Here is a 12,815-nt window from a genome sequence, read left to right as displayed (position 1 = left end):
TCAACCCAGAGCGTAGAGCTTAATGGAGAGATCCGGCACACGACTGTCGACGTGCAGCGCGATCGGCTCTCGTTTGGTTTTCAGTTGTTGCCAGTACTCATGGGCGGTATCGATTTCGAAATACGCCACATCCGCCTGCGCTTTCAGCTCATTCGGGGCAACCGGTAACACCTGAATCGGCACGCCGGACTGACTGTTGCGCACCAAGTCGGCAATCTGGCTCAAACCACTCAGCGTGCACGCGCTCGGGAACACCTGCAGCAGCGCTGCGGTACCAATCGACGCATGCACCGCCATGACAAAACGGCGGCCTTCGATCTGATTGAGGTTCGGAATCGACAAACGCAGCAAGCGGCGACGCTCGAACAGGTTGGTATCCCAGCTGAATTCCGTCACGTTGTCGCTCTGGACCATCGACAGTTTCTCGCGCAGTTGGGCAAACACGCCCGCAAAGCCCTGCTTAAGATCATCACGTACCAGCGGCTCCGGCATGGCCGTCATCGCTGGTTTAAAGCTGTCGAGTTCAGCGGAAAAGCTCACCAGCCCTTCGTACAACGCATCGACGCTGGTCTGTGGCTGTTCAAGCGTCAGATGCAGCCATGGCAGCCAGCGGTTTAACGTCTGTAACCACAGAAATTCGCGCATCAGGCTCAGATCACTTTTGGTTTGCTGGCCCGCACCAATGCGTTGCACGACGCTATTGGCGCGGGCTTGAGTCAGGATGAAAATCTCTTTCAAACGCTCTTTGAGCAGTTGTGAGGCACCGTAGTGGAGACACGCCGGAATAAAGCTGCGGTCGAGGATGACCTCCCCGTTTTCCTGCCGTTCCAACACTTTCGCCACCGGCAACAACGCCAGCCCCGTCACGTCTTCACCTTCGAGTACCAGACGGATATTCGGCTCGGCGAGCTCGGCTTCAATCGCGCTCTGCACCACATCACTGGCATCAAACAGATTGACCTGTGACACCACGTAACGGCGCTTGTCTGCACGGCTGCCGTACTCATTTTCGCCTTCCACCGACAACGGCAACGCCAGATAGACGCGTTGGTTTAGGGTACCTTCCGGAATATCCAGCAGCAGCTCTTTGACACAATCAAACAGCGTCCCTTCCGGGAAAATCCCCTGGCAATGCACCACACCAAACTTGCCTATCTTAAGGTAATGATGATCAAGCTCCAGCGCCGAAACACCAAAACCACTGCCCTGTGAAGACAGGGCAACATATTTCTGAATGTACTGATGCGTATGGCGGTCCTGCTGCTGAAAATGTTGCGGGGCAATAAACATGCCCTCTCTCCATACGACTTTACTCTGGTGTTTCAAATGACACTCCTTAAAACACGTTCCACCACGACTTGCTGACCGGTTGAGTCAGCTCAACCTTCTGCTTGGTGATGTGGATATAAACTGGGTACTCTTCGGGTTCGCTCACCAGCGCCAGATATGCTTTGGCGGTCGCGGTTTCGTAATGTGCAAATTCGACCAATACGGCGATAAAACGGCTTTGTTGCTGGACATCCAAGGTCAGGTTGCGCAGCTCTCCCGGCAGGACAGGCGCGAGTGTCTGCAAATCCACCAGCGAATCGGCCAGCACGCTCTGATCCGCGTTGTACAGGCTGATAAAATCGGCTTTCTGGAAATTGCCGGCATCCTGCAGCTGATACACGCGTACGACCACCGGTCGCGCTTGTTCATCATCAAACACATTGATGTCGTTACTCGCTTCGACCACCAGCGGCACTTTGAGTGTGGGGGCAAACGTGGTGGTTGAACTGCTTGAACTACAAGCACTCAGCACCAACGCGCAGCAGCCGATTGCCGCAAGGCGAATCCTATTCAGCCAGCTCATCGTTTCTCTCTCAGGGCTTCAAATAACAGGGAGGAGAACTGACGGGAAAACTCCCGACGCTCGGTTTTGCGCTGGAACTGTTTTTTATACAGCGCCCAATATTTTTTATCTTTGTTACCCCAGCCAGAAAGATAGTCGTTAAACTCCTCTTCCAGATGACTCGGGTTGAAATTGTCGAGGAATTTTTCCAGTGTCGACTCGATGCAGGTCATCAGACGTTCACGGTCAATGCCACCCGCCACGCTCAGCTGTTGCTGTTTGAGCATCGAACTCAGCTGTTCAATGCTGTTTTCCAGTGACTCTATCTGGCGATGATCGCTGACCGTCACACTGTGCTGCGTGGCATTATTGTTGTTCTGGAACTGAGTCGCTTCGGGCATCAACACAATCTGTTCGGTGGTGTCTTCACTTTGGCTCTGCTCCAGCACCCAACGCTCATCGTCTTCAAACGGGTCGTAACCATACAGGTCATCGCCCAGCACGTTCTCCGTCGAAAACGGCGTCTCGTCTTGCACCTCATCCTGAATCTCGTCCAGATGCGCAAAACCAAACGTGGTGTCCTGACTGTCATCCAAGACCGAGCTGGCCGCAAACGGCGAATCGGCGGCGCCATTCTGGCTGGCCGTCTTGGCGTCGTCGCTCTGTTGTGGCGCGCGCGTAAACAACGCATCCATATCGCTGACCAATAAGGTGTAGGCCCCAATCACAATCCGGTCGCCATCGCTGAGGCGCTGCGACTCGCCTTTGCCCACCAGCACATCGTTGACAAATACGCCGTTGGTACTGCGGTCGATAATTTGGTAGCCGCCTTTCGGATGCGGTTGAATGTCAGCGTGGACACGTGACAGTGTGCGCTGAAAATCCGGCAACTGAATGGTGCACTCAAACGAGCGTCCTAACGTGCCGCCACTGACCGGCAGCGATACCTGACGGCTGCCGATTTGTTCATCTTCAGGAAGGTCGATTATCTGAAAACTGATCGTCATAATCCTGCCTATTTCGTCTCTATACATGCTTGCAGCGAGGTGTTAAATCGCGCTAAAAATCCGGGGTGATCGCTCAAAAACTGTTTGGAGAAATGCACCATCAAATCCTGTTTTTTCTCGCGAACCGTGTGGAAATAGTCGAGCGGTACGCCCGCTTTTTTCATCGCGTCCTGAAACACCAGTTCGTACTCATAAGCCACATCCAGATCGCCTTCGAGCAGCATCTGCAACAATGCATCCGCATCGCGCGGTTTTTTAATCACGTTGTAGCCTTTGCGTTTCAAGCTCAGCCATTTGTTGGTGTTGAACTTAGCGCCAAAACGCAGGGTGTATTTGTTACTGCCATCATCCAAGTCTGCGGTGATATTCGGCGCGCTAAACCAGGCGAGATATTCCGACACGACAGGAATCGACGCTTCGGCGTACGTCGCGCGCTGTGAGTTCACCGAACCAGAGAAGAAGCCGTTCATCTGGTTAGATTCCACCAAGAGCTGCGCCTTATCCCAGCGCATCACACGAATCTCATAGGGCTGATCCATCTCACCCAGCGCACACTTCACCCGGTCCACCGCCAACCCACCGATGCGCCCCTGTTCGTCCACCGTCTGGTACGGCGTCCAGATTTGCGTGGCCAGCAATAGTCGCTCGGCGGCACTGGCTGAAGCACAGAAACCACCCATCAGCAGCGCGTACAACACGCTGCGAAAATGGGAGCGTAATGTGTGTTTGCCCGGCCCGGTCATACGATATCCAGCAGCAGGGCACCGCCTTGATTGAGATCCGCACTGACCGAAACTTTCTGAATAGGCAGCCCTTCACTCAGGCGCTGAATGCACTCTTCCGCCAAACGTGGCATCAGAGAGCGGTTGATGATTTGCTCCACCGCGCGGCCACCCGTGGTTGGGTCCGTGTTGCGTCCCACGACAAAATCAACGAAGGCCTGATCCCAGATAAACTCGGCCTTGTACTGCTCGTGCAGTTTTTTCGCAATGCGGTTAAGGCTGATCGCGGTGATCTGGCTTAGCTCGTCCTGATTGAGCGGGTAATAAGGCACAATCGTAGTACGGCCGAGGAACGCAGGCTTAAAGTGACGCAGCAGCGCTGGGCGGATTTGCTCCAGCAGATCGTCATTTTCCGGCCGTTGTTCGTTGTCATCACACACATCGCAAATCGCCTGATCGGCCGCGTTGGACGTCATGATGATGATGGTATTTTTGAAATCGACCGTGCGGCCTTCACTGTCTTTAATATGGCCTTTATCAAAGATTTGGTAGAACAGGTCATGCACGCCCGGGTGCGCTTTTTCCATCTCGTCCAGCAGCAGCACTGTGTACGGGTTGCGGCGAATCGCTTCGGTCAGCACTCCGCCTTCACCAAAACCGACATAACCGGCTGGTGAACCCAGCAGCATGGAAATTTTGTGCTCTTCTTTAAACTCCGTCATGTTAATCACGGTCATGTTGTTTTCGCCGCCGAAGACTTCATCTGCCAGCGCCATCGCCGTTTCGGTTTTGCCGACACCACTCGGGCCACACATCAGAAACACGCCGACAGGTTTACGGCTGTCGGTTAAGCCAGCTCGTGAAATACGGATACTTTTCGCCAGCTCGTTGATCGCAGTTTTCTGGCCAATCACGCGGCGGTGGAGCGAGTCTTCCAGCGACAGCAGTGACGCCACTTCTTCTTTGACCATGTTGCCGCTTGGAATGCCCGTCCAGCCAGAGATCACTTCCGCAATCACCTGCGCATCGACCATTGGGAACACCATGGGCTCTTCATCTTGCAGTTGAACCAGCTCGTCCAGCTTGCCTTGCAATACTTGCTGGGTTTGAGGGTCCGCCGCTTCGCCAGCATGGAAGCGGGTCTCAATCTCACCGGTCAGCTGTTTGATGTCCGCTACCAGCGCTTTTTCCTGCTCCCAACGTTCCGTCAGCGTGAGAAGTTCTGCTTGCTTGCGCACCACGGTATCTTTGATCGACTGGCGATCAACCGCGCTGCCCACCAGCACTGTGTCTTCATTCTCCAGCGCTTCAAGTTCGCTGTTGAGGTAGCGCAGTTGCTGCTCAAGCGATTCGATCTGCTCCGGTTTGGCGCCCTGCGTCAGCGCAATGCGCGCACAGGCCGTATCCAGCAGACTGATGGCTTTGTCGGGTAACTGACGAGAGGGCAGATAACGGATAGAGAGTTGTACCGCCGCATCCAGCGCGTCCTCACGAATGAACACACCGTGGTGACGACGTAGCGACTGTGCCACGCCGCGCAGCATTTGCAACGCATCGTCCGCACTTGGTTCTTCCACTTTGACGACCTGAAAACGACGGGTCAATGCGGGATCTTTTTCAAAGTACTTTTTGTATTCCGCCCAGGTTGTCGCAGCCATAGAGCGGAACTCGCCACGAGCCAGCGCAGGTTTCAGCAGGTTAGCCGCATCATTCTGACCCGCTGCGCCACCCGCCCCAATCAGCGTGTGTGCTTCATCGATAAAGACAATGATTGGCGTCGGTGAGTTTTTCACTTCGTTGATGACATCTTTCAGGCGGTTTTCAAACTCGCCCTTGATGCTCGCACCAGCCTGCAACAGACCCAGGTCCAGCGTATGAATTTCCACGCCCTGAATCGCTGGCGGGACTTCACCGCTGACGACGCGCAGCGCCAAACCCTCAACCACCGCGGTTTTACCCACCCCCGGTTCACCAACCAAAATCGGGTTGTTCTGACGTTTACGACACAAGATATCAATCGCCAGACGCACTTCGCTGTTACGACCCGAAATCGGATCAATTTTGCCCTCACGCGCCTGTTGCGTCAGGTTGACGGTGTATTTATCCAGCGCGCCACCCGCGACCGGGCCACTGTGGCCACTAGCAGCAGGCGCAGAAGAAGAATCCGCCTGAACGGTTTGCAACTGCGCAATCTGAGCAGACAACGCTTCCTGAGACACATTGTTCAAACTCTCCAGCGCCAGTTTCTTCACACCAAAACTGTCGGTTTGAGTCAGTACCAACAGCAGATGCAGGCTGCTGACCTGCCCCTGAGAGAAATTAACCGACGCTTGCAGCCAGGCTTCTTCCAGCAGCGAGCTCAATGCACTGCTGATCGCAGGTTGGCTGGCAGAGCCTTTCGTCAGGCGTTCAATACGTGCAGTCAGTTCGGCCATCAGGCGGTTCGCATCGATGTGCTGTTTATTGATGAACGCCATCAGATGCGTTTCTTTGGACAACAGCAGTTGCACCAACCAGTGTTCAATTTCAATGGCGGCCACCGTTTGTGTCATCGCAGCACCGGCTGCTTCTTCCAGTGATGCTTTCAGCTCCGGGGCCAGTTTACTGACCAGGTTGCCCAGTTTTACCTGTGACATAGACGTTCTCCGATTGTAATAATATTTTCCGATAATCCGCAGCGCGACGCTGCGGGGAAAGACAGCTGGCTTCGCCTAGGCGAACGCCTCCAGCCACGGCCGATATCACCGGGGCGTTGATGTATTCACGTTTCACATACAGGTACAGGCGTGTTTCCAGACTTTCACGCAGGTAAGACTGCACCAGAGATTTCAGTGAACGGGCAAAATGACGATTGCGCTCTAAGCCAATAAATTCATTGCGGTTGCGCGGCGTGATCCAGATTTCCAGCGTTTGGTAGGCCTGATTGCCCTGACGGCCCATGACCATGCCACGGCCAAGACGGTGGTTCTGACCACTGTGACCGCCGATACGGGTTTGGTCCTGATTGCGAATGCGATAAACCGCCGAAGGCACCACTTTGGGGGTGATATCGAGGTCGAAATAGTCACACAGAAGGCGCTTGAGTTGCGCCAGATTGCGGTTGCGGGACGCGAGAGCCAGACCATAGCGCATCACACTTTGATCGACTTTCTGCCCGCGCTGCATAGGCAGCGAGAACATACAGGCCAGCGCCTGCTTCTGAGTCAGGCGTGACAGCGCATAACGAGACGCCGCTTCGCGCTCCTCACGCAGCATCAGATTCGCGGCACTTTCCACATAGGCTTTGAGTTCGTAATAACGCTGGTTAAACACATCCAGAAAACGCTGTAACGCACGATCATCCTGATGCAGGCTATGCAGCATCTCTGCATAGAGATAATCGGGAATGACCCCTTTGCAGCCGGACAACGCTTCCAAGCCGAGCTGAACACGCACTTCGTCATGATCTTTTTCGATACGCGTGACTTCAGTCGGCGCGCCATGCGGCATCGGATCCGATTGCAAACGCACCGACAGCGACTCTTGTTGGCTGATGGCCTGCAACAGACGAATCACCTGCACGAAATCAAATTCATGCGGGTGAGTCAGCAAATGCTGTTTGACGGTCTGGCGTGAGCTCAGAGACATAGCTGACTCCCGTGCGTTTTTTCAAAATGAATACCAGCCTCGTCACTACCAAACCGCTCCACACTGACCTGGACGAAACGGTCAAAACTGCAATATTGGCGGAAATAGGCATTCAGCACTTCGCTGACCACGGCAAAGTTGCTGTCGAGCAGTTCATCATCGATCAGGATCATCACCTCGGTGCCGGACGCAAAAATGCTGCGACCATTGATCGTCAGTGGCGCGACCACGTGGTTGTAGGCCACTTTTTTAATCGCATCCGCGACGGCGCACTGCGCGCTGTTACTGCACAAACGCAGCACGTCCTGCAGCATTCGGGTCGGATCTTCGTTCTGAATCAGCCCGGAAAAGTTCGCGTTGAGCATTGCCACAAAGCGCCAGCTCAGCTGATTGTCCAGTGGCGGATACTGCGGCGCGGTCGGCGTTTTCAGCAGTTTGAGATCGCCCGGTAGATCAATCGCAGCTAGCGATTCCATCACCGCATTCGCCGGGATGAGGCACGGTAAACGGCCGTTACACACGTGCAGACGCAGCGACAGCACCACCGACTCCTGAGCCGGTTGCAGCTCGGTATAACTGACGGAAACGTCCATCTGACGGCGGCCACGCTCGTCCCAGAATTGATGAATCTGCCAACGCGGTGACTCATCATCAAGCCAGTATCCGCCTTCGTAGTTCGGACTCAGCGGCACTTCGCCCGTCGGCAGCACTTCGTTGACTTCGTCCACACTGACCACCGTTAGTTCGTTGTTGGCACGCGTGTCCGCGACAACCGGCATCGACAGGCGCGTGAAGTCGTAGCGAATCGGGTCGCCATACTGAGCGTAGAGATTAATCGCCGGCGCGGTATTGAGCGCCAACACGTCACGACTGAACAGGCGCAGATATTCCGCCGGCAGTTGACGCACAAAGAAGTTGAGCGTGACGCGATTGGCGTCAAAACTCCTCAGTTCCTTGCCAAGGTCAGCAATCCGCAAGTAGGCCGCTTTGTCCGGGTAAGCAAAGTAGTCACGCAGCAGGTCGAAGCCACCCAAGTGGTTGCCATATTGAGGCAGCCAGTGAAAATCGGGATCGGCCACACGCGATTTCAACCGCGTCGCGTCAACGACACGTTGCTGACCCGATGCATCAAATACCGACAACACTTCGGTATTGAGCAGCAGCATGTCAACCAGACCACGGGCGCTGTTTTCAAACCCGCGCACATAGAAATCAAAATGTTGCAGCGATAACTGCGAAAACAAAACGGAAGGATCGCTGCACGCCAGCTCGACCTGAATCACCGCTTCTGCACGGCGCAGTCCGGCTGGCGTCGGAAAATTAAACGGCGCCGACTCGGCACGCAACGCCGCAATCACATACGGCTCAATCGTCAATGCCTGCGCCAGCGTAAAGCGGCACTCGGCGTCATTCACTTCCACCGCCACTTCCGAGCCTTGCGGCAACACCACCGCTTCGGTCACTGCGTTGTCTTCAAGGTTGAGCGACAGCGGCGCATAACTCGGCACAATTTGCAGATAGCCGGGATACAGGACGTGAAACAGATCCTGCAGGATCTCGGGGAACTGCTCATCCATGCGTTTTTCAGTTTTCGCGGTCAGCAGCGCCACCGCATCAATCAGGCGACTGATATTCGGGTCTTCCTGACTGCTCTGATTCAAACGCATCGACGAAGCGTGTTCGGGAAAGTCTTTGCCAAACCCATCCAGCGCACGACGAATGTAGGTGAGCTCGCGCTCGAAATAACTCAATAATTGATCAGACAACTTCTTGTCCCTCCATACGGGCGGTCTGGCTGGACAGACTGATATTGGAATCAAACAGGAACACGTGCTCGCCGTTGGCGGTTTTCACCTTAGCCATCAGCGAAAAACGCATCACGTTTTTGCCCGGCTGGCTCTCTTCGACAAAGACGCTCACTTCTGACAGGCGCGGCTCAAAGGTTCTGACCCACTTTTCCATCGAACGGGCAAACTGATCTTTGTTGATCTGGCTGCTGATACTGTGTGCGCAGTCCAGACCGAAGCAAAAGTTGGAGGCTTCGACGGCCGAAAAGCCTTTTGGCAGCGCCATCATCGGCGCTTCAGAATTGAGCAGCGCCGTCAACTGGTAGCGTACCGAATCGAGCAGCTCATGATTGCTGCTGCCGCTTTTATCGAGGAATGTGCGCCAGAAACTCATACCAGACCTCCGGCAAATCTTGGTTCTCTTTCCGGACCGAGGTCCGTCGACAGCAGCACTTCGCCGCACACGTTGTCGAACTGGTACTGCGGCTGAACGAACACGTCACAGGTATAGCGACCATGTTGACCATCGATTTCACGCACCTCAACCCGGCCTTTACTGAGCGGATACTTGGCCAACGTCGCTTCATCGGCGTTAAACAGGTTGCTGGAATACTTATCCAGCCAACGGTTGAGGTAGGTTTCACACTCTTCTGCGGTTTGGAAGTTACCGATCATGCTGCGGATCTGCACTTTGAGATAATGCGCAATGCGGCAGATCATGAGCGTGGTTTGGATCTGGCCCATCACCGACTCGGTATCGTCTTTCGCTTCACTCCAGATGGAGTTGTTGCCGCGAAAGAAATATTTGTCCGTGGTCAGGCTGTGACAGAGCGGAATGAAGCCTTCGTCGGCGTAAAACGTGCCCATCTCGGTGATCAAACGGATATCGGGTGTGGGTCTGAGTGTGGCGCTGACGCCTGCGCCGCCCGGTGGCACATTGCCGAGCGAACCGTAATATTTGTCCTGCCAGCGTGACTTCATAAAGCCAAACCAGTTGATGCGATTGAATTCACGAATCGCAACCGAGGCAAACAGATACGCCGCGCTGCCCCACAAACCGGCCGGATTCGCGCTGTATTCCCGAAATTGAATGGCACTGCTGGCGCTGCGGCCATACGCTTCGCGCAGGCGAATCTTCGGCACCACCAAACCAATAAAACGGGCGGAAGACAAACGTCTCACCCGCTGCCAGGCCACAAATTCCGGACCGTGTAATATTTTCTTTACCCGTTCAATGTCTGAAAACCAGTCGGCGCCTGATTCGCCAAAAAAGTCATCCGACGGAGAGAGAATAAACGGACAAAGACAAAGATCACCCAGTTGAGACAACAGCTCTAAGGTGTAGAGGTCATCGTAGTCACCATCAAGACTCATCGACAACGCATGATCCACCACCACCATACCAAATGGCTGACCACCGGAGGTATTGAGCTCGCGGTTACCAATCAGGTTATAGAGGGATGTGCGTCGCAACGAAACAGCGGTGTTGAGTTCCTGGGAGAGATCCTCCCAGGACATATTTCTGATTTTAATCTGCACTTTCTGGTAGTTAACTGGCAGAGACACTAAGGCCTCGACCCCTTTCCAGGACGCTTCGAGACGAGAAAAATCAGGATGATGAATGACGACTGACAGCTGACGCGACATGCGGTCATCAATCTCTGCAATCAAACGCAGCAATGATGCCAACAGCACCTCACGATTACTCAACATCTGTGGGTCGAGTTTCAACAGTTGCGCCAACGCCTGAGGCAGAAAATCTTCCGCCTCAGGGTTTAGCTGGCAAAACGCGTGTTGAAAATCAGCATCAAACATAGCATTCATCTCAGCAGTCAATCTGGCCTTAGCCTGGAATCTTAGTAACCATACGTACAGACGTGGTTAGCTCTTCCAGTTGTAGCCATGGACGCAGATGCGCCACTGCTGAATAAGCGCCCGGACGACCCGGTTGCTCCACCACTTGAATACGAGATTCACACAGAGGCGTTTTAGAACGTTCTGCATTGCCCACCGCACCTGAGTTGGTGTACTGATCAATCCAGGTTTGCAGATCTTTCTGCACGTCCGCCGCTTCCAGATTTGAACCCAGCATGTCGCGGCCCATCACTTTCAGGTAATGTGCGATACGGCTACTGGCCATGATGTAAGGCAGACGGGCAGAAATTGCCGCGTTACCCGTTGCATCAGGGTCGGTGTACGTTTTTGGTTTCTGCGCAGTTTGGCTGCCAATAAACACGCCGTAGTTGGTGTTCTTGTAGTGCACCAGAGGCAGGAAGCCCAGATCGCTCAACTCTTTTTCACGCTCGTCGGTCAGGTTGACTTCAATCGGACACTGCTGCATCAAGTCGCCTGCTTCTGACTTGTAAGTCAGGTTTGGCAGGTTCTCGACTTTACCGCCGTTGTCCAGACCACGAATTGCCGTACACCAGCCGAACTGAGTGTGCGCCTGAGTCATTTTCAGGCCCAGTTCGTAAGCTGCGTTTGACCACACCAGTTGCGCATTGTTTTTTGGCTTCGGATTGCCATCCGCGTCGGTTGCCAGTTCTTCGTATGCGAACGATTTGGTGCCCAGACCTTTGTCGCCGTATGGCAGACGTGCCAGAGTCTGAGGCAGCGTCAGCACCACGTAGCGTGAATCATCGCTTTCACGGAAGGCATTCCATGATGCGTAGGCTGGCGAGTCAAAACCAGACGCAACGGGTTTACCCTCGTTGAAGGTTTCAAACGAGTCAAACTCAAACATTTCCGGGTTCGCCGCCGCGATAAATGGCGCGTGGCTTGCCGCTGCGGTTTCGCCCATGTAACGCATCAGCGCCACATCTTCATCTTTGTGTGAGAATGTGTAGTCGCCAATCAGCGCACCGTAAGGTTCACCACCCGCCGTGCCGAATTCTTTCTGATACAGCGCATCAAACAGCGGGCTGCGGTCAACCGCAGGTGCGTCTTCAAATTGCTCAATCAGTTCATCTTTAGTGAAGTCCACCAGCTTGATCTTGAGAGACTGACCCGTTTCACTTTCAGTGACGAGCTTGTTCAGACCACGCCATGAACCTTCCAGACGACGGAAATCATCCTGCTGCATGATTGCAGACAGCTGACGAGACATCTGCTTGTCGATTTCCGCGATCGCATTTTCGATGGTCTTCGTCAGGTTTTTGTCCCAAGTGACGGTACCGCTCAGCGCTTGTTCAGCCAGAACGGAAAACAGTTCCTTGGTTTGATCAGCCGGAGTCTGGTTGGTCGCGGCAATCGCGCGATCCAGCAGGCTGAGTGACTCGGTACCAGCTTCAGGGCTAACCTGATTCTCTAACTCAGTACTCATTACTCTTCTCCTTTCGTCTCAAGGCCCAGTTCGCTTGACAGCGCGTTGATCTGGTCTGCGCTTTGCAATACTTCTTTGAGCAGTTTTTCCAGATCACGTGAACGGTCAGCCTTGGACAGCAAGGTTTTCAGTTGCTGGCGTGTTTCAGCCAGTTTCTTCAGTGGATCAACTTGCTCGATCAGCGCATCAGGCTGAAAATCCTTCATTGAGGAGAAGGACAACGCAGCCTCAAATTGGCTGCCGTCATCAACCAGCGTATTGTCCACTTTCAGCTTAAGTTCTGGACCGATACGGTTCAGAACAGCGTCAAAGTTGTCTTTATCGATTTGGTAGAACGTGCGATCTTCCAACTCTTCCCTGTCTTCTTTGTGCGCCGAAAAATCCCCGATCACACCGACGACAAACGGAAGTTCTTTTGTTTCAACGGCACCATTCGTTTCAACGTCGTAAGTAATACTGACCCGGTTTTTGCTGACACGTTTATGCTGAGAATTTAAAGCCACGTTGTGTCTCCTTCCT

The 12,815-nt window shown here is 54.0% G+C and carries 11 protein-coding genes; all 11 read right to left on the bottom strand.

Going from position 1 to position 12,815, the window contains the following annotated elements; genetic code table 11:
- Genes tssK through tssB form a run of 11 tightly spaced genes read right to left on the bottom strand, consistent with a single transcriptional unit; the run spans position 1 to position 12,799 of the window.
- On the bottom strand, positions 1-1,326 hold the full coding sequence (gene tssK / locus LGV68_RS08170) for a type VI secretion system baseplate subunit TssK (protein ID WP_041943237.1): 1,326 nt from the start codon (positions 1,324-1,326) through the stop codon (positions 1-3).
- 10 nt (positions 1,327-1,336) lie between these two features.
- Positions 1,337-1,852 (bottom strand): type VI secretion system lipoprotein TssJ, encoded by a 516-nt coding sequence (gene tssJ / locus LGV68_RS08165; protein WP_252536511.1) that lies wholly within the window; start codon positions 1,850-1,852, stop codon positions 1,337-1,339.
- Entirely contained in the window at positions 1,849-2,838 is a 990-nt protein-coding gene (locus LGV68_RS08160) for an FHA domain-containing protein (RefSeq protein ID WP_252536509.1), read from the bottom strand. The genes tssJ and LGV68_RS08160 overlap by 4 nt, the downstream gene beginning before the upstream one ends.
- A gap of 8 nt (positions 2,839-2,846) precedes the next feature.
- Positions 2,847-3,581, bottom strand: coding sequence for a transporter substrate-binding domain-containing protein (locus LGV68_RS08155; protein WP_212572291.1), 735 nt, complete (start codon positions 3,579-3,581; stop codon positions 2,847-2,849).
- Positions 3,578-6,196, bottom strand: a complete 2,619-nt coding sequence (gene tssH / locus LGV68_RS08150) for a type VI secretion system ATPase TssH (RefSeq protein WP_252536508.1) — start codon at positions 6,194-6,196, stop codon at positions 3,578-3,580. Before tssH ends, LGV68_RS08155 begins: the two co-directional genes overlap by 4 nt.
- Positions 6,162-7,187, bottom strand: coding sequence for a type VI secretion system baseplate subunit TssG (locus tag LGV68_RS08145; RefSeq protein ID WP_252536506.1), 1,026 nt, complete (start codon positions 7,185-7,187; stop codon positions 6,162-6,164). Before LGV68_RS08145 ends, tssH begins: the two co-directional genes overlap by 35 nt.
- A complete protein-coding gene (gene tssF, locus LGV68_RS08140) occupies positions 7,178-8,953 on the bottom strand; it encodes a type VI secretion system baseplate subunit TssF (protein ID WP_252536504.1) in 1,776 nt (591 codons plus the stop codon). Before tssF ends, LGV68_RS08145 begins: the two co-directional genes overlap by 10 nt.
- Entirely contained in the window at positions 8,946-9,368 is a 423-nt protein-coding gene (gene tssE / locus LGV68_RS08135) for a type VI secretion system baseplate subunit TssE (RefSeq protein ID WP_004727572.1), read from the bottom strand. Before tssE ends, tssF begins: the two co-directional genes overlap by 8 nt.
- The gene (locus LGV68_RS08130) at positions 9,365-10,798 is read right to left on the bottom strand and encodes a type VI secretion system contractile sheath large subunit (protein WP_233920929.1); all 1,434 of its coding nucleotides are present in this window, start codon (positions 10,796-10,798) and stop codon (positions 9,365-9,367) included. Before LGV68_RS08130 ends, tssE begins: the two co-directional genes overlap by 4 nt.
- Positions 10,799-10,817: 19 nt before the next feature.
- The gene (tssC, locus tag LGV68_RS08125) at positions 10,818-12,296 is read right to left on the bottom strand and encodes a type VI secretion system contractile sheath large subunit (protein WP_014257730.1); all 1,479 of its coding nucleotides are present in this window, start codon (positions 12,294-12,296) and stop codon (positions 10,818-10,820) included.
- Positions 12,296-12,799, bottom strand: a complete 504-nt coding sequence (tssB, locus tag LGV68_RS08120) for a type VI secretion system contractile sheath small subunit (protein ID WP_104965043.1) — start codon at positions 12,797-12,799, stop codon at positions 12,296-12,298. Before tssB ends, tssC begins: the two co-directional genes overlap by 1 nt.
- Positions 12,800-12,815: the final 16 nt, after the last annotated feature.

Source organism: Vibrio sp. LQ2, assembly GCF_023920125.1.
Lineage (GTDB): Bacteria > Pseudomonadota > Gammaproteobacteria > Enterobacterales > Vibrionaceae > Vibrio > Vibrio fluvialis.
Note: the sequence above shows the minus strand (reverse complement) of the source record. Positions and strands in the feature narration are given on the sequence as shown.